Origin of the sequence: Aliiroseovarius marinus, assembly GCF_004360145.1 — a bacterium.
Taxonomy (GTDB): Bacteria; Pseudomonadota; Alphaproteobacteria; order Rhodobacterales; family Rhodobacteraceae; genus Aliiroseovarius; species Aliiroseovarius marinus.
This window is the reverse complement of the sequence record NZ_ML178715.1, coordinates 49,078-74,471: the sequence shown is the minus strand read 5'-3', so window position 1 is coordinate 74,471 and position 25,394 is coordinate 49,078. Positions and strand designations below refer to the sequence as shown.

Here is a 25,394-nt window from a genome sequence, read left to right as displayed (position 1 = left end):
GGGTCAGCCTAGGGGGATGATCGGGTTGGGGCAAGGGCGTTGCCGGATCAGGCAACCATCTGCTCGGCCTTCTTCAGGTCCACGCTGACCAGCTGGCTAACGCCCTGTTCTGCCATCGTCACACCGAACAAACGGTCCATCCGCGCCATCGTCACGGCGTGGTGCGTGATGATCAGGAAGCGCGTGTTGGTGCGGCGGGTCATCTCATCCAGCAGGTCGCAGAACCGGGTCACGTTAGCGTCGTCCAGCGGCGCGTCAACCTCGTCCAGCACACAGATCGGTGCGGGGTTGGCCAAGAACACGGCAAAGATCAGCGCCAGCGCGGTCAGGGTCTGTTCACCCCCCGACAGCAGGCTGAGCGTCGACAGTTTCTTGCCCGGAGGCTGACACATGATTTCCAGACCCGCATCCAGTGGGTCGTCGCTTTCGACCAGAACCAGCTTGGCCTCGCCGCCACCAAACAGGTGCTTGAACAGTGTGCCGAAGCTTTCGTTCACCTGCTCGAACGCGGTTAACAGACGTTCGCGGCCTTCCTTGTTTAGGCTCGAAATGCCGGTGCGTAGGGCCTTGATTGCCTCTTCCAGATCGGTCTTCTCGGACAAAAGATTGTCGTGCTCTTCCTGAACTTCCTTGGCGTCTTCCTCGGCGCGCAAGTTCACCGCGCCCAGCGAATCCCGCTGGCGTTTCAGACGGTTCACGTCGTGTTCGATTTGTTCGGACGAGGGCATCTTTTCCGGATCTGCATCCAGCGTTTCCAGAAGGGCGTCCGGCGTGGTCTCCATTTCTTCCTGGATGCGCTCGGCGGCCAGCGCGACTGTTTCGCGCGCTGCATCTGCGCGGGCTTCGGCGCGGGCGCGGGCTTCGCGGGCTTCACCGGCGGCGCGTTCGGCGTCCCGTTCCGCATTGGCAGCTTCGCGTTCGGCGGTTTCGCCCTCGGCCAGCTTGTCGCTTGCGGCTTTGCGCCGGGTTTCGGCCTCGCCAATGGCATCGGCCAGCTCGTCGCGCTTTGCGGCCAGTTCATCTGGCGCGGCTTGGGCGTCTTTCAGCTCGGCTTCGTTTTCGGTCTTGCGCTCGTCCAGCTCGGCGATCCGTTTGCCCGCGGTTTCCAGACGGTGCTTCCAGCCCGAGATTTCCTTGGTGATCTCCTGAGACCGACGGGTCCGCGCCTCGCCCTCGCGGCGCAATTCGTCATGGGCCGAGCGCTTGGACATCATGGTCATCCGCGCGGCTTCGACGGCCATTTTGACCTCTTCCACCTGCGTGCGGGCGGCGTCCAGATCGCCCAGATCGGCGACGCCTTTTTCCGCTTCGGCCAGACGCTGACGTGCACTCATGGCTTCTTCTTCGTGGCGTTTCAGCGCCAGTCCGAGGTTTTCCAACTTGCCTTCCGCGATGTTGCGATCGGCCTCGGCGCGCGACAGGGCGCGGTTCGCTTCGGTCACAGCGCGGTCGGCGTCGCGGCGGGCATCGCGGGCACGTTTGTCGGCCTCGGTCGTTTCGACCAGCCGGGTTTTCAGCATGTCATGGGCGGCGCGGGCACCATCGGCGCGGGCGGTGGCCTCTTCCAGATCTTGCTTGAGTTCCTGCAGGCGGTTCAGCTGTTCCAAACGCAGCGCGGCGGTTGAGGGCTGATCTTCCGCCCCAGCGCGGAACCCGTCCCAACGCCACAAGTCACCCTCCATCGAGACAAGCCGCTGCCCCGGTTTCAGTTCGGCCTGCAGGCGCGCAGCGTCTTCGGTGTGGACCAGACCGATTTGGCTCATCCGGCGGGCTAGAACTTCCGGCACGGTGACATAGTTGGACAAGGCATTCACGCCGTCGGGCAGGGACTGCGCTTGCGAATACCCCGGCAGTAAGGCCCAGCCGGACGGCGCTTCGCCCTCGATCTCGGGGGCACGCAGGTCATCTGCCAGCGCTGCGCCCAAGGCTTTCTCGTAGCCCGATTTCACCCGCAGAGCGTCCAGCACCTGCGAGCCTTCAGACGCATCGCGTTCGACCAGACGTGACAAGGCTTGAACCTCGGCATGGAGGGCGTTTACCTCGCCCTCGGCGGATGATCGGGCAGCGCGGGCATCGGCCTCGCGCGATTGTGCCTCGGCGCGGGCTTCATCGGCGGCAACCAAAGCTGCTTCCGCGTCTTCGGATGCCTTGGCCGCCGCCGTTTGCGCTACACCAGCCGCTTCAAAATCAGCCGCCGCCTGGTCTACCGCGCCCTTGGCGTCGTCCATCGCGGACCGCGCCCGCGTGGCTTCGCCTTCGCTTTTCTCAAGCGTTTTGCGGCTGTCATCCAGCAGGCGGTGGGCGGATTGGTGGCGCGCGGCCAGCCGCGCGACGTCTTCCGTCAGTTGGGTCAGGTCGCCTTCACGTTCCTGCAAGATCGCCGCACTGTCGCGGGCATCGGCATTGGACGCCTCAAGCGCGTCGTCATGGCCTTCGGACGCCTTGGCAATCTGTGCCTGTTCCCATTCCAGACGTTCAATCGTCTCGCCCGCATCCTTGTTCAACCCGCTTTCGCGTTCGATGTCGCGGGCCAGTTGCGCGATGCGGCTGGTCAGAGTCTCAATCCGCGCGCGGGCTTGGCTTTCCTGATCCGACAGCTGGTCACGCTGGACTTGCAGGCGCTGCAAGATGGCGGCGGCAACAGCCTCTTCCTCGCGCAGGGGCGGCAGGCGGTCTTCGGCTTCCTGCCGGGCTTTGGTCGCCTGACGCGAGGCGCCCTCGGCAGCCGCCGCAGCCTTCACACGTTCGGTCAGTTGCGCTTGTGCCTCGGCGCGGGCGGCGTCTGCCTCTTTCCAACGACGATAGAGAAGCAGCCCTTCGGCGCGGCGCAGGTCGTCCCCGATGGTGCGATAGCGTGCGGCCTGCCGAGCCTGACGCGCCAACTGCCCAAGCTGCGAGGCGAGCTGCTCGATCACATCTTCCACACGCGCCAGATTGGTCTCGGTCCCTTTCAGCTTCAACTCGGCCTCGTGGCGGCGCTGATACAGGCCCGAGATCCCTGCAGCTTCTTCCAGAATGCGGCGGCGTGCCTTGGGCTTGGCGTTGATCAGCTCGGAAATCTGCCCCTGCCGCACCAGCGCAGGCGAATGCGCCCCGGTCGAGGCGTCCGCAAACAGCATACTGACGTCACGCGCGCGGACATCCTTGGTGTTCACCTTGTAAGCCGAGCCCGCGTCGCGGGTGATCCGGCGCACGATCTCCAAATTGTCGCTTTCGTTGAACCCCGACGGGGCAAGCCGTTCGCTGTTGTCCAATAACAGCGACACCTCGGCAAAGTTGCGCGCCGGGCGCGAGGCCGCACCGGCAAAGATCACATCCTCCATCCCGCCGCCGCGCATGGCGGTCGGGCGGTTCTCGCCCATGACCCAGCGAAGGGCTTCCAGAAGGTTGGATTTGCCGCAACCGTTCGGTCCCACAACACCCGTCAGCCCGTCCGCGATCACCAGATCGGTCGGGTCTACAAAGCTTTTAAAGCCATTCAGACGGAGTTTTGAAAACCGCAAGCGGTCTGCCTCATAATTGATTCTTACTGTCCAATGATTGTTCGAAGGGAAGTTGCAGGAGTCAACGGCGGTGGCCGATATGTGGTCGAAATGGGCAACTTATCCACAAGATATTGCATTTGGTGCCGTTTGGGCGGGATTCCCGTGCCGCCATTCCCCCGTCCAAGGTCGGTTTCGATCTTGACCCTTTGCCCCCTTGCACGGCAAAGACGTTCTGCATGGTTCCCAATGGGACAAAAGGGAATGCACCGGGGACGACCCAATCCGGGGTTTGATGGTGCAGCCGCCCCCGCGACTGTAAGCGGAGAGCGCCCGCCAGCGCCACTGACCTTCGGGTCGGGAAGGCGGCGGCGCGCTTCGACCCGCGAAGCCAGGAGACCTGCCATGCCCACACGCAACCCACCCGTCGGGGAGACGGGCGAAGGAGGATAAGATGCAAGCAAAGATCCCTGCCACCGTGGTCACCGGTTTTCTGGGCGCGGGCAAGACGACCCTGATCCGCCACATGCTGGACAACGCCAAGGGCAAGCGCATCGCGCTGATCATCAACGAATTTGGCGATCTGGGCGTGGATGGTGACATCCTGAAAGGCTGCGGGGACGAGACCTGCACCGAGGATGACATCATGGAGCTGTCGAACGGTTGCATCTGCTGCACCGTGGCCGAAGACTTTATCCCGACGCTGGAAAAGCTGCTGGACCGTGACACCCCGCCCGATCACATCGTGATTGAAACCTCGGGTCTGGCGCTACCGCAGCCGCTGGTGCGTGCGTTCCAGTGGCCCGAAATCTCGACCCGCGTAACCGTGGATGGCGTTGTGACTGTTGTGGACGGGAAGGCTGTGTTTGACGGTCAGTTCGCGTCCAATCTGGATGCCGTGGAAGCCCAGCGGAAGCTGGACGAGAACCTGGACCACGAAACGCCGCTGTCCGAGCTGTTCAAGGATCAGGTGACCTGTGCCGACATGATCGTCGTGAACAAGTCCGACCTTCTGGCAGAAGGCGAAGCGGATCAGCTGGTCTCGCGATTGGCGGGCGAAAGCCGTGACGGGGTGCAGGTTGTGCGCTCGACCATGGGTGCGCTGCCGGTCGAGGTTCTGCTGGGCCAAGGCGTCGGTGCCGAAGATGACATGGACGCCCGCCTGTCGCTGCACGAGAAGGGGCATCATCACCACGATGATCACCATCACGACCATGACGACGATCATCACCACCATGATCATGACCATGATGCGTTCGAAAGCTTCGTCGTCACGCTGGGCGAGGTCGCTGACCCTAAAGCCTTCGCCGAGAAGGTTGCCGACGTGATCCGCGCCAACAACATCCTGCGTCTGAAAGGCTTCGCCGCCGTTGAAGGCAAACCGATGCGCCTGACGTTGCAGGCGGTTGGCCCCCGCGTCGATACCTATTTCGATCAGCCCTTCGGCACTCAGACCCGCGAGACGCGTCTGGTGGTCATCGGCCAGTCGGGTCTTGACCGCGACGCCATCGCACAGGCGCTAACCGCATGACGATTGACGTTGTCCCCGGCGATCCACTCGATCCACAGGCCACGGCGTTGCTAAAGCAAAGCCATGCCCTGATGGAGAGCCTGTTTCCGCCCGAGGACAATTTCTTTCTGAACATCGACGACCTCTGCGTGCCCGAAATCTCGTTCTTCGTGGCACGCGAGGGTGACAAGGTTCTGGGTACCGGCGCTCTGGCCGATAAGGGCGACTATGGCGAGGTGAAGTCGATGTTCGTCTCGCCCGACGCGCGCGGCAAAGGCGTGGGCGAGGCGCTGATGCGCCAGATCGAAGCCACCTCTCGCGCGCAAGGCCACGCGGCGATGAAGCTGGAAACCGGCAATGTGCTGTATGCGGCGCACCGTCTGTATGAACGGGCCGGATTTACCAAATGCGGCCCGTTTGGGGATTACCCCGAGGCCAACAGCTCGCTCTTCATGGAGAAAGCGCTGTGAGCGGCGTTCAGTCCTTCTTACCCTTGTCGGCAGCCGCTTTCATCCGCGCCAAAAGCGCCGATTTGTCGTCCTTGCGGTTCAGCGGATTCTTCTCGGTTCCGCGGGCGTTGTGTTCGGAGTGGCGGGGCTTGCCCTTGGCGGGTTTCGGCGCGCCGGCAGCTTTATAATCCATAGGGTTCACCTTGATCGGGATTTGTTTTCCCGGTCCATAACATCTTTACGCAAGGGACGCGATATGCATCTTCTGGCAGCAACTCCGGGCAGCATTGATGACGGAAAAGAACCGGTTGATCTGGGGCAGACGCCCTCGGATCTGGTGTTCATTTCGGCCGCAGACACGGAACTTGCGGGTCTCGCCCAAGCGCGGGCCGAGATGGCGGGCGCACCGGGTCTGCGACTGGCCAACATGATGCATCTGGCGCACCCGATGTCGGTCGATCTGCATATCGACAACTGCGCGACCAAGTCCCGTCTGGTTGTGGCGCGGGTGCTGGGTGGTGTCGGCTATTGGAAATACGGGGCTGAACAATACGCCGCCCATTTGCGCGACGCGGGTGTGCCGTTGGCGCTGCTGCCGGGCGACGACAAACCCGATGCGGAACTGCGCGCGCTGTCGACCGTGTCCGATGAGGACTACGATGCGCTCTGGGCCTATCTGGTCGAGGGCGGGCCAGAGAACGCGGTCGGGTTCCTGAACTATGCCAAGGCGATGATTGACGGCGGCGACAAACCCGAAGCCGCGCGTCCCCTTCTGCGCGCGGGCGTCTATTGGCCCGGTGCAGGCGTGGCTGATTTGTCTGCTGCGCAAGAGATGTGGACCGACGGTGCCCCTGTTGTGCCCGTCGTGTTCTATCGCGCGCTGGTGCAAGGCGCGGGGCTGAACCCGATCAATCGTCTGGTGAAATCGCTGTTGCGGCAGGGCCTGAATCCGCTGCCCGTGTTCGTGGCGTCCTTGAAAGACCCAGTCTCGGTCGCAACACTGGAAAGCCTGTTCACCGAGGCCGCGCCCGAGGTCATCCTGAACTGCACCTCCTTCGCCGTCGGCTCGCCACACGCAGGCGATGCGCCCAGCCAGAACCCATTCGAAGCCCCGTGGTGCAACGCGGCCCCCGTGTTCCAAGTGGTGCTGGCCGGGTCCAGCGAAGAGGCATGGGCCGAGGGTTTAACCGGCCTGTCTGCCCGCGACATCGCCATGAACGTGGCCCTGCCCGAAGTGGACGGGCGCATCCTGTCCCGTGCGATCAGCTTCAAAGGTGAGGCGTTCTTTGATGAAGCCACCGAATGCCCCATCGCGACCTACAAAGCGCTGGGTGATCGGGTGCAGTTCGTGGCCGAGCTTGCAGCGAACTGGGCGCGTTTGCGTCGGGCTGGGACGGCAGATCGCAAAGTCGCGTTGATCATGGCGAACTATCCCAACAAGGATGGCCGTCTTGCCAATGGCGTGGGACTGGATACGCCTGCCGCCGTGGTGCACGCGCTGGGGCTGTTGGCGGAACAGGGATACGCGGTTGCGGATGTCCCTGCGGATAGCGACACGCTTATGCAGGCGGTGATGGCCGGGCCGACTAACTGGCTGACCGACCGGGCCGCGCGCACGGGCGGTGTCACCCTGCAGATGTCGGACTATCAGATCAACTACGGCCAACTGCCGTGGGAGATGCGCGAGGCGATTGAGACCCGTTGGGGCAAGCCCGAACAAGACCCGTTCTTCACACCGGGTGAGGTCGACTGCGGCTCGTTCGCGCTGTCGGTACTGGAGTTCGGCAACGTTGTCGTCGGCGTGCAACCCGCGCGGGGCTATAACATCGACCCGACCGAGACCTATCACTCGCCCGATCTGGTCCCGCCGCACAACTATCTGGCCTTCTATTTCTGGCTACGCCACACGTTCGGGGCGCATGCGCTGGTGCATATGGGTAAGCACGGGAACCTTGAATGGCTGCCGGGCAAGGCCGTCGCCCTGTCCGAGACCTGCTGGCCCGAGGCCGTGATGGGCCCGATGCCGCATGTCTATCCGTTCATCGTGAACGATCCCGGCGAAGGCACGCAGGCCAAGCGCCGTGCGCAGGCGGTGATCATCGACCACTTGACGCCGCCCCTGACCCGGGCCGAGACCTATGGCCCGCTGCGTGATCTGGAAGCCTTGGTGGATGAATATTACGAGGCCGCCGGCGTCGACCCCCGCCGCATCGACCGCCTGCGTCGCGAGATCCTGACCCTGACGCACGCCACCGGGCTGGACGCCGATGTGGGCATGTCGGGCGAGGATGAGGATAGCGATCTGGCGAAGCTCGACGCCTATCTGTGTGAACTCAAGGAAGCACAAATCCGCGACGGCTTGCACGTGTTCGGGCAGTCTCCGACCGGGGATCTGGAGCGTGATCTGGGCATCGCGCTGGTCCGTGTCCCGCGTGGGCAGGGTGAAGGGGGCGATGCGTCCCTGATCCGGGCTTTGGCAGCGGATTGCGGCGTGGAGATTGATCCGCTGGATTGCGATATGGCGGCCACATATGACGGCCCACGCCATGCGCGGCTTGAGGCAATTGAAGCGGGCAACTGGCGCAGCAATGGTGACACGGTCGAGCGGCTGGAGCTGCTGGCGCAGATGGCGGTCGCATGGGATGAGGTGCCGGAGGAGTTCGCGGCAACGCGTCCGGTTCTTGATGCCTATCACGCGCAGGTTCTGCCCTCGGTCCGCGCCTGTGGACCAGATGAGGGGGAGGGGCTCCTCACCGCCCTTGCCGGGCAGTTCGTCGCCCCCGCGCCGTCCGGCGCGCCCACCCGCGGACGACTGGATGTTCTGCCGACGGGCCGGAATTTCTTCTCGGTCGATAGCCGCGCCGTGCCGACGCCAACCGCGTGGGCGCTGGGGTGGAAATCGGCCAGCCTGCTGATCGACAAGCACCTGCAAACCCATGGCGACTGGCCGCGCACGATGCTGGTGACGGCATGGGGTACCGCCAACATGCGCACCGGCGGCGATGACATCGCGCAGGCCTTGGCGCTGATGGGCGTGAAACCCAAATGGGACAGCGCCAACCGCCGCGTGACCGGGTTCGAAGTGATCCCCTCGTCCGCGCTTGGCCGTCCCCGCGTCGACGTCACTTTGCGCGTGTCGGGCTTCTTCCGCGACGCCTTCCCGCAGCTGATCGCTTTGGTTGATAGCGCCGCGCGCGCTGTGCAGGCGCTGGACGAACCCGACGACGTAAACCCCGCCGCTGCGCGCGTGCGAGCGGGCGAGGGGGCATCGCGGGTCTATGGCTCGAAGCCGGGCGCTTACGGCGCGGGACTTCAGGCGATGATCGACGAGCGGCTTTGGGCCGACAAGGCCGATCTGGCCGAGGCCTATCTGGAATGGGGTGGCTATGCCTATGGCGCGGGGTCGGAAGGCACCCGCGACCGCGAAGGGTTCGAGGCCCGTCTTGGTCAGGTCGAAGCCATTGTGCAGAACCAGGACAACCGCGAGCACGACCTGTTGGACAGTGACGACTATTACCAGTTCGAAGGCGGTGCGGCGGCGGCTGTGTCGACCCTTCAGGGCCGGGATCGTCCGATCTATCACAACGACCACTCACGCCCCGAACGCCCGGTGATCCGCACGCTGGAAGATGAAATTGGCCGCGTGGTCCGGTCGCGCGTTGTAAACCCGAAATGGATCGATGGGGTGAAGCGCCACGGCTATAAAGGCGCGTTCGAGATCGCGGCGACGGTCGATTACATGTTCGCCTTTGCGGCCACCACGGGCGCTGTGCGCAGCCATCACTTTGATCTGGTCTACAGCGCCTTCATCGAAGATGACGACACCCGCGAGTTCATCGAGGAACACAATGATCCGGCCCTGAAAGAGATCGCCGAGCGTCTGCGCGAAGCGATTGAACGCGGTCTGTGGACGCCGCGGTCAAACTCAGCCCGCGCGATGCTGGATCAGATCAGATGATACCCCGCCAGCTTAGGTCGGACGAAGATATGGCGCCGATTTTGGCGCTACTTCGCGTGGCCTTTGCGGGCATGGAGGGGCGGATTGATCCGCCGAGTTCGTTGCATCAGTTGACCGAGGACGAGATCGCCGAGCAAGCGCGGATAGGGGAGGTCTGGGTGATCGGCGAACAGGCTTGCGTGTTTCTGACACCGCGCCCCGAAGCGGACCCTCCTGAGCTTTATCTTGGAAAGCTTGCCGTGCACCCGGGCGCGCAACGTCAGGGTCTGGCGCGGAGCCTAATCCATCTGGCCGAACAGCGGGCGCGTGCGTTGGGCCTGTCGGTTCTACGTCTGAAAACGCGGGTTGAGTTGGTGGAGAACCACCGTACGTTCGAGCGGTTGGGGTTTACCAAGACCGCCGCGCATAGCCATCCGGGATTTGACCGCCCGACCTCTTTCGAGTTCTCCAAGGTGATAGTGCCGGCACCCGGTATTTAACCTTCGTCGCAGTCAATCTCGGCCCTTTGGATGGCCTGATCCCCGCTGAGCGACCCTTTGACCACCTTGCATCCGGTGGCCTGTTCAATCGCGATCTTTGAACGCGCCAGAATCACCGGGACGCGGGGCAGAGCCTCGAATCCGATGCGATAGACCTCGACCCAGTTTTCACGCTGATGGACGGAAAAGGTCGAGCCCTCGACCTCGACCCGCGTGGTTGCGGTATCGCGATGCATGAACTGCGGGCTGGGGCTGTCGCAGGCGGTAAGGGCTGCAAGGCCCAGAAAAACAAGGGAATGGGCAAGGCGCATGGGTGGGTCTCCTTCCCGTGCAGCTTGCGATGCCTTGGTTAACAATCGGTAAATCCCCGCAAAATCCCCCCGCGACAATCTGTGCACTGCAGGCCGCTTGCTAACTGTTGCAATTGCAATTATAAGATATTCAAGATTACGAATATGAATGGAGAGATCCGATGCAAACCTCACGTCCCGCGGATAAATATTCGCCGCTCTACTTTCTCGCCTCGGTTGGGGCCGGTGGCCTGTCGGTCACCTTCTTCATGTACCTGATGTTCTGGGTGAAGCACCCGGGCCAGCCCGTGCCGGTCTTTGAAGACATCATGGCCGCCTTCACCACCGGATCGATGGGGATCAAGGTTGCCATCGCCGTGGCATGGGCCGGGATCGCCGCCATGGTTTTCCTGAACCTGAAATACCTGATCTGGAACCTGAAACGCTTCTCGGTCTTCCGCAAAACAGATGCCTACACGGCGCTGAAAAACTCGAACGCGGAAACCACCATCCTCGCCATGCCGCTGGCACTGGCGATGAGCGTGAACGGCATGTTCGTGGCTGGGCTGGTCTTCGTACCCGGCCTGTGGTCGATCGTGGAATACCTGTTCCCCTTCGCCATGGCCGCCTTCCTTGCCATCGGCATTCTGGCGCTGAGCTTCATTGGTGACTTCTTGGGCCGCGTGCTGTCCAAAGGTGGCGTCTTCGACGTGACCGCCCATAACAGCTTTGCCCAAATGCTGCCCGCCTTCGCGCTGGCCATGACCGCTGTTGGCTTTGCTGCTCCGGCTGCAATGAGCGCCAACACCATCGTCGTGGGCGTCTCGCTGGTTGGTTCGACCTTCTTTGGCACCGCGTCCATCGTCTATGCCGCGCTGGCCCTGTTCACTGCCTTCAACTCGATGCTGCATCACGGGACCGCCAAGGAAGCTGCGCCCACTCTGATGATTGTCATCCCGCTGATGACCATTCTGGGCATCATGTTCCTGCGCCAAGACCACGGCCTGCACGCCACCTTTGATGTGCACGGTTCGGGTGCCGAAACCATGATGTTCCTGGCCCGTCTGATCGCCGTCCAAGTTCTGTTCGGTCTGCTGGGTCTGGTTGTGCTGTCGCGTGTTGGCTACTGGAAGAGCTATGTCTTCGGGAACGAAACCTCGCCCGGTTCCTATGCACTGGTCTGCCCGGGTGTCGCCCTGTCGGTTCTGCTGCACTTCTTCCTGAACTCGGGTCTGGTCAAAGCTGGTGTGATCGACAAGTTCTCGGTCATCTACTGGGTGATTTCCGCCATTGCGATTGCGTTCCAAATGGCCATGATTGCTCTGGTTGTTCGCTTGAACAAACAGCATTTTGGCCGCGTACACAGCTCGGCCGTACCAGCCGAGTAACATACCACTCACGGTGGCCAAAATTGCGGGCGTCCTGATTTTCGGGGCGCCCGCTCTTGCATCCGGGGCCATGTGCTTTCACAGTGGATGGACAGTCAGAAGTGAGGCCAGAATGACCGTAGATCCCGATCGCCACGCCACGAAGATGGCAAAGAAGAAAGCCGCCCGTGACAAAATCATGGCGACGAAGACCGACAAGAAGGGTCTGATCATCGTGCATACGGGCAAGGGCAAAGGCAAAAGCTCGGCCGCGTTCGGGATGATTTTCCGTTGTATCGCGGCGGATATGAAATGCGCCGTGGTGCAGTTCATCAAGGGCGGCATGGATTGCGGCGAGCGTGATCTGATCAACGCCAAGTTCAGCGATACTTGCGAGTTCTACACGATGGGCGAGGGCTTTACCTGGGAAACGCAGGACCGCACCCGCGACATCGAAATGGCGCAGGCCGCGTGGGAAAAATCGAAAGAGCTGATCCGCGACCCGTCGAACAAGATGGTGCTGCTGGACGAGATCAACATCGCCATTCGCTATGATTATGTCGACATCAACGAGGTCGTGCAGTTTCTGGTCGACGAAAAGCCCGAGATGACCCACGTGGTGCTGACCGGGCGCAATGCCTCGGACGATCTGATCGAGATTGCCGATCTGGTGACCGAGATGGAATTGGTGAAGCACCCGTTCCGGTCGGGCATCAAGGCGCAGATTGGGGTCGAATACTGATCCCCTAAACGGGAGGAGAGACGATGCCGAAATTCTATATGGCCTATCACGAGCCGACGGATGTACCCGACGACAAGAAGGCCGAGATGCAGGCCGCGTATAAGGCGTGGATCGCCAAATACGCGGATGTGTTCGAAATGCCCGAGACGCCCTTCAAGGCGCAATGGACCGTGGACGGTGATGGCCACCGCGAAGGGTTCAAACAGCCGATGATGGGCTTTTGCGTGATCAATGCGCCGGACGCGGACACGGCCTTGGCGATTGCCAGTGAGAACAGCTTCATCCAGATGGGCACAATCCATCTTGCCGAGCTGATGGAGATGCCGAAAGGCTGATCCTTAGCGACAGGGCGCGGCGGTTAACCGGCCTCGCCCTGCGCGCGCAACTGGTCCAGCGTCAGCCCCGGCGTGGCGACTTGCTGGTCCACCACCAACTCAATTACGGCCAGTTTGCCAGAGGCTTCGGCCCGCCGAAATGCGGCTTCGAAGTCTTCGGTGCGCGTGACGGTTTCCCCATGCCCACCATAGGCGCGGGCCAGATCTGCGAAGTCGGGGTTTGCCATGTCGGTGCCCGAGACGCGCGCCGGGTAGGTGCGTTCTTGGTGCATCCGGATGGTACCATAGCGCCCGTTGTTCACGATGATCGCAATGGGTTTCGCGCCGTGCTGCACTGCGGTCGACATCTCGTTCAGGGTCATCTGAAACTCGCCATCCCCAAGCCATGCAATAACGGTGCGGTCGGGGTGCTGAAGGCTGGCAGCCACCGCTGCGGGGAAGCCATAGCCCATCGAGCCCGAGGTCGGGGCCAGCTGCGTTCCGTATTCCTTGAAACGGAAGTAGCGGTGCAGCCATGTAGCGTAGTTCCCGGCTCCGTTGGTCATGATGGTGTCGGCAGGCAGCGTGTCCGACAGCCAGTGCATGATGCGCTCCAGCTTGACGGGACCGGGGGTTTCGACCGGGGTTTGGAACGCGTCATAGTCTGCGCGGCCCTGCTGCGTCCACTCGGCCCACGGGGGTGCGGCCAACGCGGGCTGTTCGCCAAGTGCGGCAATCGCTGAGGGGCCGGTTGCCAGCACTGTCTGATCGGCGTGATAGACGCGCCCCAGCTCCTCGGCGCAGGGATAGACATGCACGATGCGCTTGCCGGTCTGCATCGGGTCCAGCATCTCGTAACTCCCGGTGACGATATCGCCCAGTCGGCTGCCCAAAACGACGAGTGTATCTGCCGCGTCGAACATGGTTTTTAGCGCCGGGTTGATGCCAAGGCCGAGGTCTCCGACATAGTTCGGGTGGCGGTTGTCGACGTAATCCTGACGACGGAAGGCGGTGGCGACGGGCAGGGCGTTTGCGGCGGCGAAATCCATGAGGTTGGCACCCGCATCTGCCGTCCACCCCGGTCCGCCCGCGATCAAAAGCGGACGCGCGGAGGTTTCGATTGTGGCCAGTATGGCACTTGCGTCCGCGCTGGACACGTTGCCTTGCGTGGCAGGCAAAGCGGGGCGATCCGGCACATCGGCCACGTCGCTGAGCATATCTTCAGGCAGGGCGACGACGACAGGGCCAGGGCGCCCGGTGCGCGCCACATGGAACGCGCGGGCGAGGTATTCGGGTAGGCGCTCGGTCTGGTCAACCTCGCATGACCACTTGGCGAGCGGTCCGAAAAAGGCGCGATAGTCGACTTCCTGAAATGCACCGCGATCCCTATGGCCGCGCGCGATCTGACCGACAAACACCACCATCGGCGTTGCGTCCTGCATGGCGACGTGAATGCCAGCCGAAGCATTCGTCGCCCCCGGCCCACGGGTCACGAAGAGCACACCCGGAGCGCCGGTTAGCTTGCCATGCGCCTCGGCCATCATCGCCGCGCCGCCTTCCTGACGGCAGACGACGTTTTCAATCCCGCTGTCGTAAAGCCCGTCCAGCGCGGCCAGAAAGCTTTCTCCCGGCACGGAAAAGACGCGGCTTACGCCTTCGGTTTTCAGGTGATCGACCAGGATTTGTCCGCCGTGGCGCATGGCTGTGTCTCGTCTTATCTTGACCTCTTATGTCGCGCGCCCCACATCCTTGGGACGCGAACAAGGAGGCTTCATTGTCCAAACACCAATTGCTTGGCATGTCCGGTTCCCTGCGTAAAGACGCAACGAACCGGTTCCTGCTGCGAAATGCTGCGCGGCTTTATGGCGATGCAGACTATGTCGAGGCAGATCTGAACCTGCCGCTTTATGATGGCGACCTTGAGGATGCCGAGGGGATCCCGGAAAGCGTGGCGAGGCTGGCAGCGCAAATTGCAGCGGCAGATGCGGTGATCATCTCGACCCCGGAGTATAACAAGATGCTGACCGGCGTTCTGAAGAACGCGCTGGATTGGGTCAGTCGGGTGAAACCTCATCCGTGGCAGGGCAAGCCCGTGGCCGTCATGTCGGCCGCCGGAGGTCGCGCGGGCGGAGAGCGGGCGCAGGCGTCTTTGGTGGCGGCGATGGTGCCGTTTCAGCCGAAGCTAGTGATTGGGCCCGAGATCGCCGTGGCAGGAAGTTCGAAAGAGTTCGACGCGGATGGCATTTTGACGAACGAGCGCTACGAGGCCAATCTGGTGAAGCTGATGGGAAAGCTGCGCGCTGCTGTCGATCAGTCCTGACGCTTCTGGGCGATTTCAATCAGGTTGCCATCGGGGTCGCGAATATAGATCGACAGGATCGGGAAACGCGCGCCGGTCCGCGGCACGGGCCCGTCGACGATTGCCACGTCCTGCGCGCGCAAATGGATTTCCCACGCCTCTAGCGGCTCATCGGTTAGAAAGCACAGATCAGCGCTTCCCGGTTTCGGGGCGGCAGCTTTTGGATCGAATTCACGGCCCGCTTGATGCAGGTTTATCTTCTGCTGGCCAAATTCCAGCGCCCAGCGGGTCGACCCATTTGCCACCTTGAATTGGATCGCCGTCATGCCGAGCGCATCGGCATAGAAGGACACGGTCCGATCAATACTGGCGACGGTCAGGACGAAATGATCCAATGAGTTCAGTTTCGGCGTCATGATTGTAGGCTCCTACAAGCTGGCCTCGACCCGGAAGTCATCGGGGATTTCGTCGCGGCCCTCCAGCACCAGATCCGCCATAAGCTCGCCCACGCGCGGGCCCATGCCGAAGCCGATTTTGAAGCCGCCATTGGCGATGAAGGCGCCGGGGCGGCCGGGGTATTCCCCCAGCATTGGCGCGCGGGATTTGGCGCGGGGGCGGACGCCTGCCCAACGCTCGATCACGGGGGCGTCTGCTAGGGCCGGGCAGGCGGCTCGGGCGCGGGCGATGACCTCGCCCAGTGCGTCGTCGCAGCTGGAGGGATCGTCAAATTCACGTTCGCTGGTCGATCCGATGGCGACGGTGCCGTCTGCGTGTGGGATGATGTGCACGGCGTCGGCAAACAGTTGCGGCATCTCGCGTGCGTCATAGTCCAGAAGCGCGCTTTGGCCTTTGACGCCGTTGCCGACGGGTTTGCCCAATTCCTCGGACAACCTCACCATGCCCTGCCAGCCGGTCGCCCAGACCTCGGTCCCTTCTGAGGGGCCATCGGTCACGATCTTGCCACCCTTGGCTTGGATCGCAGCGACCAAAGCGGCACCAGCGCGACGCGGACTCATCCGGGCGGTCAGCGTGTCGTAGATCAGGAAGCCTGTGGGGCTGACGGGCGCCCAATCGGGGAAGTCCGAGGCGGGGCGCACCTGCCAGACGGCCTTGCCTTGCCACAGGGTGTCCGCCTCGACCGCGCGGGTTTTGGCAAGGTCCAGCAGGCGGGCGTCGGCGATGGGCTGCAACCGGCCCGAGCGCGCATAGCCGGGGGATGTCCCGGACACGGCCTCGACCTCGGCCCAGTAGGTTTCCGCCATGATCAGGCTGTCGAACTGAAAGGCTTTCTTGGCGTTCCAGCGTTCGGGCACATGCGGGGCCAGCGCGCCGACCAGACCGCCGGACGATCCCGCGCCCGGCCCGTTCGGGTCGATCACCCGCACCTTTGCGCCGCGCTTGGCGCAGCTCCACGCCACCGACAGGCCAAAGATCCCCGCGCCGTAAACTGTCACATCAGCGATTGCCATTGGGCCGTTCCTTCTTCATGGTCGCGCGGGTTTCATCAGCGTTCTAGGGCAGATCATGACAAAGCGCCAGACAGCGACGATCACGTGGAAAGACAGCGGCGTGCCGGTGGCCGAGCAGTTTGACGATCCCTATTTCTCGCTCGAGGACGGGCTGGCCGAAACGCGGCATGTGTTCATCGACGGCAACGATCTGGCGACCCGATTCCGCCCCGGCTTCCAGATTGCTGAGCTTGGCTTTGGCACCGGCCTGAACATGCTGGCCGCGTATATCGCGTGGCGTGCCGCCGGATCGCCCGCGGGGGCTGGGTTCACCTCGTTCGAGGCCTTCCCGATGGACGCCGCCGACATTGATCGCGCCCTGCAAGCCTTCCCCGAGGCACATGCAGTGGCAGGGCCGTTCTTGACGGCATGGGAGCAGGGCGCGCGGCGGTTCGATCTGGACGGGTTCGCGGTCGAGGTGATCGAAGGCGACGCCCGCGACACCCTCGCCGCGTGGGATGGCAAGGCAGATGCGTGGTTCCTTGATGGGTTCTCGCCCGCGAAGAACCCCGAGCTGTGGGGTGAGGACTTGATGGGCGAAGTCGGCACCCACACCGCGTCAAATGGCACGTTTGCGACATATACTGCCGCAGGTTTTGTCCGTCGTGCCCTAGACGCGGCGGGGTTCGATGTGGAACGTGTTCCCGGATACGGGCGCAAGCGGCATATGAGCCGCGGCAGATTGCGACCCTGAGGGGACGCAATGGAGCGCAACAATCAAATCGGCATCTGGCTGATGGTGGCCACCACCTTTGTCTTTGCGATGCAGGACGGGATCTCGCGCCATTTGGGCGGAGAATACAACGTCTGGATGGTGGTGATGATCCGCTATTGGTTTTTTGCGGCGTTCGTTCTGTGGCTGACCCGCCGGAACGGAGGGCTATCACAAGCCCTGCGCCCCGCCCGCCTTTGGCTGCAAATCTCACGCGGGGCGCTGCTTGCGCTGGAAATCTGCGTGACCGTTATCTCGTTCACGTTGCTGGGACTGGTGGAAAGTCATGCGATATTCGCCGTCTATCCGTTAATGGTCGCGGCGTTGTCTGGCCCGGTGCTGGGCGAACGTGTGGGCTGGCGGCGTTGGGTGGCCATCGGGATTGGTTTTGTTGGCATTTTGGTGATCTTGCAGCCGGGGTCGGGCGTCTTTTCACCCTACGCCATTGTTCCTTTAGTCGGGGCCGGGATGTTTGCTGTCTACGGGCTGATGACGCGATTGGCAGCCAAAACAGACAGCACCCAGACCAGTTTTTTCTGGACAGGTGTCATCGGCGCAGTCGTGATGACCGCCATTGGCGCATGGTTCTGGGAGCCCATGTCGCAAGGTGATTGGGTGTGGATGGCGGTTCTGTGTTGCTCGGGCGTGCTGGGCCATTGGCTGCTGATCAAATGCTATGAATTCGCCGAGGCCAGCACCGTCCAACCCTTCGCCTATCTGCAGCTGGTCTTCGTCAGCTTCATTGGCGTCTTGGTGTTTAACGAGACCTTGCACACCAATGTCGTCATCGGCGCGGTGATCGTTGTGTCGGCGGGCATCTTCACATTGGTCCGCAGTCGCCGCTCTACTTCTTAAGTTCTTTCGACAGGCGCAGCGGCTCGGTTTTCCCGGTCAGCCGCGCGCGATAGACGGGCAGGCTTTCGGTGACGCGCATCACGTAATTGCGGGTCTCGCGGAAGGGGATGTGTTCGATCCAGTCGATGATATCCACGGACGAGGACCGCACATTCCCAAATCGTTCGCTCCAGTTGATCGACCGTCTGGGGCCAGCGTTATAGCCGACCGAAATCAGCACCGGATTGCCGTCGAAATCTTCAATCAGTTTTGCCAGATATTCCGAGCCAAGCCGGGTGTTATAGGCAGGATCCTCGGTCAGACGGGCCTTTGAATAGGGCATGTCCAGACGTTTCGCCATGTCAGACGCGGTGCCGGGCATCAGCTGCATAAGCCCGCGCGCGCCGACGCCCGAGACGACTTCGGGGTCGAACTCGCTTTCACGGCGGGCGATGGCCAATTCCAAAGCGCGCGGAACGGTGCGGTTGCCGCGTCCGATGTCGGGCGTCGGGAAATAGGGGCGGGCGATGGTGTGACCCTGACGCGCGGCCTGTTTGGCGATCATCACCTGCAAATGCGGCTCGCCTACGCTTTCTGCCCATGCGGCCAGCTGCCCAATCTCTTCGCGGGTCAAGCTTTCGGCGAGGTGGACCGAAAAGCGCTCGGCCCAATAAAGTTCCCCTGCGGCTTGCAGAAGGCGGGCGGCTTCCATCACCGAACCGCCCCAGAAGCTGGCCTGCCGGAAGTCCGGGAAAGGTTCCGACCCGGTCAGGCGAGGGTCCATTGGAAGGCCCGCTTTCTCAGCCGCCAGAAGGCCATAGAAACTCGTCTGGAACTCGCCCCCATATTCATAGGACGCCTGAGCGCTGATTGTGTCGCCCAACGCCTCGTAGGCGCGGCCCTGCCAGTACCCGGCACGGCCAAGGCTGATGGGGGTCTCGACACCCAACTGGAAGGTCTGGAAGTGCTTAAGCGCCGTCGTCGGATCGTTCAGCTTGCGCAATGCGACATAGCCCGCCAACCACTCCAGATCATTGCGGTCCGATCCGGCGGAGATGTGATGCGCGCTTGCCAAGCGATACGCCTGCTTGGGCTTCCCATCGCGCATCGACCAGCGGGCCAAGACGCGGCGCCAGCTGCCCCAACGCTCGGGTGCGCCCAGCGATTGGGCCGAGGTCGAGCGTTCCAACAGCAAATCTACCGCATCCTGATTGCGCCCTTTCGAGGCGCGCCAAAGGAAGCGTTCATAGGCCAGCCCCGGATCATCCGACAGGCTGGCAGGCACGGCTTTGATCAATGCATCTACGCCGTTTTGCTTTTTGCGCAGCGCGATGCGGGCTTTGGCCAGCGCCTGCTGTGCGGATGACAACAACGGTAGCATACGCCCAGCTTCGGTCGTTGCCCCACGCCACAGCAGCATATCTGTCCGGTCCCAGTGATGGGATTTCAGCGTGTCGCCATAGCGCGACACGAACGCGTTGTGTTCGTCTTCGTCCAACGACAGCGAAATCCAGCCAAGAATGATCTGCGCCTTCGCCTCTTCCCCGTTGCCCGTGGCCTTCAGCGCCTCGGCCAGACGCAATGCGCCGCGTCCGGTCTGCGGGGGCTGGTCGCGGAAGAACTCCAGAACCTCGGACGGGGTATGGTTGCGCGGAATTGATTCTTCGGATCGTTTGCGCAGAAGCTTCAGGCCGGGCCAGTCGGGGTTGCGGGCCAGAAAGGCGCGGGTGTCGGCAAAGCTGCCTTCGCTTTGGCGCAAGCGATGCCATTCCAGAATGTCAGCCGCCAGCGCACCGCCCTGTGCTGCTTGGGCCCGGGCGGTGTCCCATTCTTCGGCTCGGGCGCTTTCGATGGCCTTTTCAAGTGCCGAAACGGCCCCGGCATTCTGTGCAAAACCGGGGGTGCTGGCGGCAAAACCAAGGCTGGCGGCCAGTGTCAGGGCGGCAAGAAGACGTGATTTGATCCTGTTCATGTGCAAAACCTAGCTTTGTGGCGCTAACACGCAACACACAAACTTGGCATTTCTGTCGAACCCGGCTAGTTTCCGCCGCGTTTGCGGAGCGATTCAGCAGATCTTCGCAGACGTGATTGGAAACACAGACAAAAATGGAGCGTGTCATGTTCAAAGGATCTCTTCCTGCCCTGGTTACGCCGTTCAAGGACGGTGCAGTGGATTTCGACGCGCTCAAACGCTTGGTCGAATGGCAGATCGAAGAAGGCTCGACCGGTCTGGTGCCGGTGGGCACGACTGGCGAAAGCCCGACCCTGACCCATGACGAGCACGAAGCGGTCATCGAAGCCGTGGTGGAAGCCGCCGCAGGCCGTGTGCCGGTCATCGCAGGCGCCGGTTCGAACAACACCGCCGAAGCGCTGCGCTTCATGGAGTTCGCCAAGCAAGTTGGGGCCGCTGCCGGTCTGGTGGTGACGCCCTATTACAACAAGCCGACCCAGCGCGGCCTTGTTGCGCATTTCGAGACGATTGCCGATGCCGTCGACCTGCCGATCGTGATCTACAACATCCCCGGTCGTTCGGTTGTCGACATGACGCCCGAGACGATGGGCGAACTGGCCAAGCACAAGAACATCGTGGGTGTGAAAGACGCGACCGGCGATCTGGCGCGCGTCAGCTTTCAGCGCATGACCTGTGGCGCGGATTTCATCCAGCTGTCGGGCGAAGACGCCACGGCGCATGGGTTCAACGCACAGGGTGGCGTGGGCTGTATCTCGGTCACCGCGAACGTGGCCCCGCGTCTGTGCGCGGATATGCAGGCGGCAACGCTGGAAGGTGACTTCGCCAAAGCGCTGGAAATCGCAGACAAGCTGATGCCGCTGCATCAGGCGATCTTCATGGAGCCGGGCACCTGTGGCGCGAAATACGCGCTGTCCAAGCTGGGCCGCTGCACCGAAGAAGTCCGCTCGCCGCTGGTCGGCCTGACCGACGAGACCAAGGCCGCGATTGATGCCGCCATGCGTCACGCTGGGCTGGTCAACTGATGAGTGACAGGCGCGAAGGCGAGGTTCAACTCGCCTTCGATCCTGCCGACAGTGACGGGCCGCGTATGGCCTTCATCGGGCATGTCCGCACCCCGTGGCAACCGGGCGATGCGCCGGGCAATGTGGCCGGCGCGCGCAAACGTGTGGCTGACGAGGGTGGTGCGTTTCGGATTGAACTGGCCGATGGCTATCAACCCGGTATCAAGGACTTCACGGTCGGTCAGCACATCATTGTGCTTTACTGGATGGATCAGGCGCGCCGTGACTTGATCGTGCAGTCGCCTCGTCATGCGGATGCCCCGCGGGGTGTGTTTTCCCTGCGCTCGCCCAACCGCCCGAACCCGATTGCGATGAGCACGGTCCAGATCGTATCGCTGGATGTCGAGGCCGGAGTCATCGGTATTGATGCGCTGGACTGCTTTGATGGGACGCCGGTGGTGGATTTGAAGCCATGGATTGCCACGATTGACGCGCCAGCGAGTTAGGCGGGCTGGACAGTTCGCGGTGCAAGCCCTACATCCGGCACATGGCTAAAGCAAAAACCAAAGAAGACGCAAACTATAAGGTGATCGCCGATAATCGGCGCGCACGCTATGACTATGCGATCGAGGAAGACATCGAATGCGGTATCGTGTTGATGGGGTCCGAGGTGAAATCGCTGCGTCAGGGTGGGTCAAATATTGCTGAAAGCTATGTGGCGGTTGAGGATGGCGAGCTTTATCTGACCAACGCCTATATCGCGCCCTATAAGCAGGCCATCACCTGGGGTCATCTTGAGCGTCGTAAGCGCAAGCTATTGGCCTCGAAGCGTGAGATTTCCAAGATGTGGAATGCAACCAGCCGGAAGGGCATGACCCTTGTGCCGCTGGTCATGTATTTCAATCACAAAGGTCTGGTGAAGGTGAAGGTGGGCATTGCCAAGGGCAAGAAGGCCCATGACAAGCGCGCGACCGAGGCCAAGCGGGATTGGGGCCGTCAGAAGCAACGGCTGCTGCGGCACGGGGACTGAGGTTCGGCGGCTCACGTTGTGAGCCTGAGGGGCTTTGCCCCTCTGCGCTGCGCGCGTTCGTCGGCGAAACAGTCCCCCGGACTGTTTCTAAGCTGCCTCCGAACACCCCAAGGTATTTCAGGCAATAGGATGGGGATCAGGTGATCCCGAGGCTGTCGTAGCTGATGAAGCGGACGGGGGTGCCGGAGGTGATGTCCATTGCCTCGTCCGGCAGTTCGACCAGTCCAGTGGCCCAGCTGAGACCCGAGATGCGGCCCGATCCTTCGGATTTGAACGCTTCCACCTCGCCGTTTTCGTTCAGGCGTGCGCGCAGGTATTCGCGGCGGCCTGCTTTTTTTGATTTGGTGAAGGCGGCAGGGAGCAGGGTGCCGGGCGCGGTCAGCCACGGGCCGCCTGCAAGGCGTGAGAAAGCCGGGCGTGCGAAGATCAGCGTGGTGACAAGGGCTGCGACAGGATTTCCAGGCAGTCCGAAAACGGGCGTGCCGTTCCACTGTGCCAGTGCCAGAGGGCGGCCCGGTTTGATCGCGATGCGCCAGAGGTGCAGCGATCCGGTTTCTTTCAAAAGTGCCGAGACGTGATCCTCGTCGCCAGCAGATGCGCCGCCTGAGGTCAGGATGACGTCGGCTTGGGTTGCGGCTGTGTCGAAGGCTGCGCGCAGGGCGTCGCGGTCGTCTGCCACATGGCCCAGATCGACGGGGGTATAGCCCCAGCTCTCGGCCAGCGACAGAAGCATCGGGCGGTTGGCGTCATAGGTGCGGGCGGTGTCCATGGTGGTGCCGGGCTCGGCCAGTTCATCGCCGGTAGACAGAACGCCGACGCGCAGCGGTTTGTACGTTTTGACGTTGGGCAGGCCCAGTGCGGACAAGAGCGCAACATCTGGCGCGCGCATTTTATGGCCCATGGGAAGTGCCAGCTTGCCGGCCTCGACGTCTTCGCCTGCCGCGCGGGCGTTGGCGCCGGGTTTTACACCTGCGGGGAAGCGTAGGGTCTGGCCGTCGATTTGGACGTCTTCCTGCAAAACCACCGTGTCGACGCCGTCGGGCAGAAGGGCGCCGGTCAGGATGCGGATGGCGTGGCCCATCGGGACGGTGCCGGTGAAGGGATCGCCGGCGGCGGCGCGCTCGGACATCAGAGGCATCTCGATCACGTCGCCCTCGGTCAGGCCTGCATAGGCGAAGGCGTATCCGTCGACGGCAGAGTTTGCGCCCGGAGGGTTGGAGCGCGCGGCCATATGGTCGGCGGAGAGGATGCGGCCGCGGGCGGTTGCGGTGGGCACGGTTTCGGTATCGACCACGGGTGACAGGCGGTCGCGGAGTGTGTCCAGCGCTTCATCGACGGGGGTCCAGTGGACGCCGGGGGGCAGGGCGAAGCAGTCGTTCTTCAACCCCTTTGGTTTGCGTGGGGCGAGGCCGGTGACATCTGCGATGAACGCGGCAATCGCGGCGGTGTCATCCAGATCGAAGACTGGCAGGTCAAGGTCAGGGAGGGCTTCATTGCTGGCCACGGCGCGGATCGTGTCGTTTTCCGGGGCCAACAGGTCTTCGCCGGTTTCCACGCGGTGCGCCTCGATCTTCGGATGCGGTGCGCCTTTGAACCCTTCCACCAGCACAAGGTCGCAGGGGGTCAGGCCCGCGATCAGCTGTGCCAGACGGGGTTCGGGGGTGTCGCGGAGTTCATACAGGGTAGTGATGCGGGCAGAGGACGCCAACACGACCTCTTGCGCGCCCGCCACGCGGTGGCGGTGTGTATCGGTCCCGGGCTTTTCCAGGTCAACGCCGTGATGCGTATGTTTTAGGGTCGATACACGCAGGCCCTGCGCGGTGAAATGGGCGATCAGACGCTCCATCAACCCGGTTTTGCCCGAGTTTTTCCACCCGGTGACGCCGAAGATCTTCATGGGGCGGTCTCCAAAAGCTGTTCGGCCTGGGAAAGGTCGTCTGGGGTGTTCACGTTGAAGAAGGGGTCAAACGGGGCGGGCAGGAAACTGGCGGTCGCCGCGCCGTGTTGATCCGTCCACAGGACGACTTTGCGCAAGCCGTCTTCCAGTGCGGCCCGCAGGTCGTCACGCAACGCCACAGGCCAGAGGCCGAAGGTTGGCTGACGCATTGCACCGCGCTGTGGGTCCAGCGTGGCGGCCAAAGCAATCTCGGTGCCGTCGCGCTGCGCGGCGATCAGCAGGCGATCCACAAGGTCTCGCGGGAAGAAAGGCGTGTCGGCGGCGGCAGACACGACATGGGTTGCACCTTGTTCAGCGGCCCAGTCTAGACCGGCAAGTACACCTGCTAGTGGCCCCGCATAGCCGTCGATGCTGTCGGGCAGAACGGGCAGGCCGGTGTCGGCAAAGCGTGCGGGATCTCCGTTCGCATTCAGAGCCATGCCCTCGACCTGAGGCGCCAGCCGGTCGATCACGTGGGACAGCAATGTGCCATCGCCAAGCGGCAGACGCCCCTTATCTCCGCCGCCCATGCGGGTGGCCAGACCGCCTGCCAGAATGATGCCAAGAGGGCGGGTCATGCGCCTGCTCCTTTGCGGCGGTGTTTGCGGTCTTCGTGGGTGACGTGGGCCGGATCGACATCGCGGACCAGACGCTCTTCCCCCGCGAGGCAGGTGAAGCGTTGCCCACGCATTCGACCGATCAGGGTCAACCCGACTTCGTTCGCGATCTCAACGCCCCACGCGGTGAAGCCCGAGCGTGAGACCAGCGCGGGAATGCCCATCTGCGCGGTCTTGATCACCATTTCAGAGGTCAGCCGCCCGGTGGTGTAAAGGATCTTATCTGCGCCCGAGACACTCTGATCCAGCATCCAACCTGCCACCTTGTCGACGGCGTTGTGACGGCCCACATCCTCCATATAGACCAGCGGGCGATCCCCTTCGCACAGGACCGTGCCGTGGATCGCGCCAGCCTCAAGATACAACGAGGGCGTGCGGTTGATCTTCTGCGACAGCGCATACAGCCACGAGGTTTTCACCGGGGTTGCGGGCAGCGTCAGCCCCTCAAGCCCCTCCATCATATCGCCAAACACCGTGCCCACCGCGCAGCCCGAAGTGCGGGTCTTGCGGGCCAGCTTGTCTTCGTAATCGGTTTCTGTTGCGGTGCGCACGACAACCGTGTCGATGTCGTCATCATAATCGACGCCGGTGATCTGATCCTCGGTCGACAGCATCCCCTGATTGCGGAGGAACCCAAGCGCCAGATACTCGGGATAGTCGCCGATGGTCATGGCGGTCACGATCTCGCGCCGGTTCAGGAAGATGGTCAGGGGGCGTTCTTCCACCACATTGATGGTCACGGGCGCGCCGGTCTCATCATGGCCCGCAACGGCGCGGGTCAGACGCGCCGCGCCGGGGTCGGGCGCGATAAGGTATTCGGATAGATCTAGTTCAGTGGCCAATTGCAACTCCTGCACGGACGCCGTAAGCGTTAGGGGTAACTTAGGAATTCCC

The 25,394-nt window shown here is 62.6% G+C and carries 23 protein-coding genes and 1 riboswitch; of the genes, 13 read left to right on the top strand and 10 right to left on the bottom strand.

Translation table 11 applies throughout. From position 1 onward, the window contains the following. Positions 1 to 47 precede the first annotated feature (47 nt). The gene (smc, locus tag EOL43_RS06445) at positions 48 to 3,503 is read right to left on the bottom strand and encodes a chromosome segregation protein SMC (protein ID WP_133486723.1); all 3,456 of its coding nucleotides are present in this window, start codon (positions 3,501 to 3,503) and stop codon (positions 48 to 50) included. Positions 3,504 to 3,705: 202 nt separating this feature from the next. Beyond that, a riboswitch (cobalamin riboswitch) is annotated at positions 3,706 to 3,904 on the top strand. A 32-nt stretch (positions 3,905 to 3,936) separates the two neighbouring features. Here smc and cobW point away from each other — a divergent pair. Then, positions 3,937 to 5,013 carry a cobalamin biosynthesis protein CobW gene (cobW, locus tag EOL43_RS06440; protein WP_133486721.1) on the top strand — a complete coding sequence of 359 codons (1,077 nt, stop codon included), beginning with the start codon at positions 3,937 to 3,939 and terminating at the stop codon, positions 5,011 to 5,013. Next, positions 5,010 to 5,462: a GNAT family N-acetyltransferase gene (locus EOL43_RS06435; protein ID WP_133486720.1), complete on the top strand. Its 453-nt coding sequence runs from the start codon at positions 5,010 to 5,012 to the stop codon at positions 5,460 to 5,462. The genes cobW and EOL43_RS06435 overlap by 4 nt, the downstream gene beginning before the upstream one ends. A 7-nt stretch (positions 5,463 to 5,469) precedes the next feature. On the opposite strand, the gene EOL43_RS15335 is transcribed toward EOL43_RS06435, so the two are convergent. Further along, a complete protein-coding gene (locus EOL43_RS15335; RefSeq protein ID WP_166636205.1) occupies positions 5,470 to 5,634 on the bottom strand; it encodes a hypothetical protein in 165 nt (54 codons plus the stop codon). Between the two features lie 63 nt (positions 5,635 to 5,697). On the opposite strand from EOL43_RS15335, the gene cobN reads away from it, so the two are divergent. Then, positions 5,698 to 9,399: a cobaltochelatase subunit CobN gene (gene cobN / locus EOL43_RS06430; protein ID WP_133486718.1), complete on the top strand. Its 3,702-nt coding sequence runs from the start codon at positions 5,698 to 5,700 to the stop codon at positions 9,397 to 9,399. Continuing rightward, on the top strand, positions 9,396 to 9,878 hold the full coding sequence (locus tag EOL43_RS06425) for a GNAT family N-acetyltransferase (protein ID WP_133486716.1): 483 nt from the start codon (positions 9,396 to 9,398) through the stop codon (positions 9,876 to 9,878). Before cobN ends, EOL43_RS06425 begins: the two co-directional genes overlap by 4 nt. Here EOL43_RS06425 and EOL43_RS06420 read toward each other — a convergent pair. Then, the gene (locus tag EOL43_RS06420) at positions 9,875 to 10,189 is read right to left on the bottom strand and encodes a hypothetical protein (RefSeq protein ID WP_133486714.1); all 315 of its coding nucleotides are present in this window, start codon (positions 10,187 to 10,189) and stop codon (positions 9,875 to 9,877) included. The two genes, EOL43_RS06425 and EOL43_RS06420, sit on opposite strands and share 4 nt — an antisense overlap. A 161-nt stretch (positions 10,190 to 10,350) precedes the next feature. Here EOL43_RS06420 and EOL43_RS06415 point away from each other — a divergent pair, with 161 nt between their 5' ends. The 3 genes from EOL43_RS06415 (at position 10,351) to EOL43_RS06405 (ending at position 12,612) form a co-directional block, all read left to right on the top strand. Next, positions 10,351 to 11,556, top strand: coding sequence for a TsoY family (seleno)protein (locus EOL43_RS06415; protein ID WP_133486712.1), 1,206 nt, complete (start codon positions 10,351 to 10,353; stop codon positions 11,554 to 11,556). Positions 11,557 to 11,668: 112 nt separating this feature from the next. After that, positions 11,669 to 12,277 (top strand): cob(I)yrinic acid a,c-diamide adenosyltransferase, encoded by a 609-nt coding sequence (gene cobO, locus EOL43_RS06410; protein ID WP_133486710.1) that lies wholly within the window; start codon positions 11,669 to 11,671, stop codon positions 12,275 to 12,277. Between the two features lie 23 nt (positions 12,278 to 12,300). Continuing rightward, positions 12,301 to 12,612 (top strand): YciI family protein, encoded by a 312-nt coding sequence (locus EOL43_RS06405; RefSeq protein WP_108857652.1) that lies wholly within the window; start codon positions 12,301 to 12,303, stop codon positions 12,610 to 12,612. 23 nt (positions 12,613 to 12,635) lie between these two features. Here EOL43_RS06405 and EOL43_RS06400 read toward each other — a convergent pair whose 3' ends face one another. Continuing rightward, the gene (locus tag EOL43_RS06400) at positions 12,636 to 14,291 is read right to left on the bottom strand and encodes a thiamine pyrophosphate-binding protein (protein ID WP_133486708.1); all 1,656 of its coding nucleotides are present in this window, start codon (positions 14,289 to 14,291) and stop codon (positions 12,636 to 12,638) included. A 74-nt stretch (positions 14,292 to 14,365) separates the two neighbouring features. Between EOL43_RS06400 and EOL43_RS06395 the strand changes: the two genes are divergently transcribed. Then, entirely contained in the window at positions 14,366 to 14,911 is a 546-nt protein-coding gene (locus EOL43_RS06395) for an NADPH-dependent FMN reductase (protein ID WP_205669532.1), read from the top strand. Here the strand turns inward: EOL43_RS06395 and EOL43_RS06390 are convergent. Further along, the gene (locus EOL43_RS06390) at positions 14,902 to 15,306 is read right to left on the bottom strand and encodes a VOC family protein (protein ID WP_133486705.1); all 405 of its coding nucleotides are present in this window, start codon (positions 15,304 to 15,306) and stop codon (positions 14,902 to 14,904) included. The two genes, EOL43_RS06395 and EOL43_RS06390, sit on opposite strands and share 10 nt — an antisense overlap. Positions 15,307 to 15,318: 12 nt before the next feature. Then, positions 15,319 to 16,359: an NAD(P)/FAD-dependent oxidoreductase gene (locus EOL43_RS06385; protein ID WP_133486703.1), complete on the bottom strand. Its 1,041-nt coding sequence runs from the start codon at positions 16,357 to 16,359 to the stop codon at positions 15,319 to 15,321. Between the two features lie 55 nt (positions 16,360 to 16,414). Between EOL43_RS06385 and mnmC2 the strand changes: the two genes are divergently transcribed. Beyond that, positions 16,415 to 17,092, top strand: coding sequence for a tRNA (5-methylaminomethyl-2-thiouridine)(34)-methyltransferase MnmC2 (gene mnmC2 / locus EOL43_RS06380; protein WP_133486701.1), 678 nt, complete (start codon positions 16,415 to 16,417; stop codon positions 17,090 to 17,092). A 9-nt stretch (positions 17,093 to 17,101) separates the two neighbouring features. Beyond that, the gene (locus EOL43_RS06375; protein WP_133486699.1) at positions 17,102 to 17,965 is read left to right on the top strand and encodes a DMT family transporter; all 864 of its coding nucleotides are present in this window, start codon (positions 17,102 to 17,104) and stop codon (positions 17,963 to 17,965) included. On the opposite strand, the gene EOL43_RS06370 is transcribed toward EOL43_RS06375, so the two are convergent. After that, a complete protein-coding gene (locus tag EOL43_RS06370; protein WP_133486697.1) occupies positions 17,955 to 19,916 on the bottom strand; it encodes a lytic transglycosylase domain-containing protein in 1,962 nt (653 codons plus the stop codon). The two genes, EOL43_RS06375 and EOL43_RS06370, sit on opposite strands and share 11 nt — an antisense overlap. A gap of 146 nt (positions 19,917 to 20,062) precedes the next feature. Between EOL43_RS06370 and dapA the strand changes: the two genes are divergently transcribed. The 3 genes from dapA to smpB are packed head-to-tail and all read left to right on the top strand — an operon-like array spanning position 20,063 to position 21,947. Next, the gene (gene dapA / locus EOL43_RS06365) at positions 20,063 to 20,938 is read left to right on the top strand and encodes a 4-hydroxy-tetrahydrodipicolinate synthase (protein ID WP_133486695.1); all 876 of its coding nucleotides are present in this window, start codon (positions 20,063 to 20,065) and stop codon (positions 20,936 to 20,938) included. Then, complete coding sequence (gene tsaA, locus EOL43_RS06360) at positions 20,938 to 21,423, top strand: tRNA (N6-threonylcarbamoyladenosine(37)-N6)-methyltransferase TrmO (protein WP_133486693.1); 486 nt, start codon at positions 20,938 to 20,940, stop codon at positions 21,421 to 21,423. The genes dapA and tsaA overlap by 1 nt, the downstream gene beginning before the upstream one ends. Before the next feature lie 41 nt (positions 21,424 to 21,464). Next, positions 21,465 to 21,947: an SsrA-binding protein SmpB gene (smpB, locus tag EOL43_RS06355; protein ID WP_133486691.1), complete on the top strand. Its 483-nt coding sequence runs from the start codon at positions 21,465 to 21,467 to the stop codon at positions 21,945 to 21,947. Positions 21,948 to 22,083: 136 nt separating this feature from the next. Here smpB and EOL43_RS06350 read toward each other — a convergent pair whose 3' ends face one another. Genes EOL43_RS06350 through EOL43_RS06340 form a run of 3 tightly spaced genes read right to left on the bottom strand, consistent with a single transcriptional unit; the run spans position 22,084 to position 25,348 of the window. After that, positions 22,084 to 23,844 carry a bifunctional molybdopterin-guanine dinucleotide biosynthesis adaptor protein MobB/molybdopterin molybdotransferase MoeA gene (locus EOL43_RS06350; protein ID WP_133486689.1) on the bottom strand — a complete coding sequence of 587 codons (1,761 nt, stop codon included), beginning with the start codon at positions 23,842 to 23,844 and terminating at the stop codon, positions 22,084 to 22,086. Continuing rightward, positions 23,841 to 24,461, bottom strand: a complete 621-nt coding sequence (gene mobA, locus EOL43_RS06345; RefSeq protein WP_133486687.1) for a molybdenum cofactor guanylyltransferase MobA — start codon at positions 24,459 to 24,461, stop codon at positions 23,841 to 23,843. Before mobA ends, EOL43_RS06350 begins: the two co-directional genes overlap by 4 nt. Further along, entirely contained in the window at positions 24,458 to 25,348 is an 891-nt protein-coding gene (locus EOL43_RS06340) for a formate dehydrogenase accessory sulfurtransferase FdhD (protein WP_133487060.1), read from the bottom strand. The genes mobA and EOL43_RS06340 overlap by 4 nt, the downstream gene beginning before the upstream one ends. Positions 25,349 to 25,394: the final 46 nt, after the last annotated feature.

Bases quoted from the DNA above. Each gene is read 5' to 3' on its own strand.
- cobW (WP_133486721.1), top strand. From the start codon at position 3,937: ATGCAAGCAAAGATCCCTGCCACCGTGGTCACCGGTTTTCTGGGCGCG.
- EOL43_RS06435 (WP_133486720.1), top strand. From the start codon at position 5,010: ATGACGATTGACGTTGTCCCCGGCGATCCACTCGATCCACAGGCCACG.
- EOL43_RS15335 (WP_166636205.1), bottom strand. From the start codon at position 5,634: ATGGATTATAAAGCTGCCGGCGCGCCGAAACCCGCCAAGGGCAAGCCC.
- cobN (WP_133486718.1), top strand. From the start codon at position 5,698: ATGCATCTTCTGGCAGCAACTCCGGGCAGCATTGATGACGGAAAAGAA.
- EOL43_RS06425 (WP_133486716.1), top strand. From the start codon at position 9,396: ATGATACCCCGCCAGCTTAGGTCGGACGAAGATATGGCGCCGATTTTG.
- EOL43_RS06420 (WP_133486714.1), bottom strand. From the start codon at position 10,189: ATGCGCCTTGCCCATTCCCTTGTTTTTCTGGGCCTTGCAGCCCTTACC.
- EOL43_RS06415 (WP_133486712.1), top strand. From the start codon at position 10,351: ATGCAAACCTCACGTCCCGCGGATAAATATTCGCCGCTCTACTTTCTC.
- cobO (WP_133486710.1), top strand. From the start codon at position 11,669: ATGACCGTAGATCCCGATCGCCACGCCACGAAGATGGCAAAGAAGAAA.
- EOL43_RS06405 (WP_108857652.1), top strand. From the start codon at position 12,301: ATGCCGAAATTCTATATGGCCTATCACGAGCCGACGGATGTACCCGAC.
- EOL43_RS06400 (WP_133486708.1), bottom strand. From the start codon at position 14,291: ATGCGCCACGGCGGACAAATCCTGGTCGATCACCTGAAAACCGAAGGC.
- EOL43_RS06390 (WP_133486705.1), bottom strand. From the start codon at position 15,306: ATGACGCCGAAACTGAACTCATTGGATCATTTCGTCCTGACCGTCGCC.
- EOL43_RS06385 (WP_133486703.1), bottom strand. From the start codon at position 16,359: ATGGCAATCGCTGATGTGACAGTTTACGGCGCGGGGATCTTTGGCCTG.
- mnmC2 (WP_133486701.1), top strand. From the start codon at position 16,415: ATGACAAAGCGCCAGACAGCGACGATCACGTGGAAAGACAGCGGCGTG.
- EOL43_RS06375 (WP_133486699.1), top strand. From the start codon at position 17,102: ATGGAGCGCAACAATCAAATCGGCATCTGGCTGATGGTGGCCACCACC.
- EOL43_RS06370 (WP_133486697.1), bottom strand. From the start codon at position 19,916: ATGAACAGGATCAAATCACGTCTTCTTGCCGCCCTGACACTGGCCGCC.
- dapA (WP_133486695.1), top strand. From the start codon at position 20,063: ATGTTCAAAGGATCTCTTCCTGCCCTGGTTACGCCGTTCAAGGACGGT.
- tsaA (WP_133486693.1), top strand. From the start codon at position 20,938: ATGAGTGACAGGCGCGAAGGCGAGGTTCAACTCGCCTTCGATCCTGCC.
- smpB (WP_133486691.1), top strand. From the start codon at position 21,465: ATGGCTAAAGCAAAAACCAAAGAAGACGCAAACTATAAGGTGATCGCC.
- EOL43_RS06350 (WP_133486689.1), bottom strand. From the start codon at position 23,844: ATGAAGATCTTCGGCGTCACCGGGTGGAAAAACTCGGGCAAAACCGGG.
- mobA (WP_133486687.1), bottom strand. From the start codon at position 24,461: ATGACCCGCCCTCTTGGCATCATTCTGGCAGGCGGTCTGGCCACCCGC.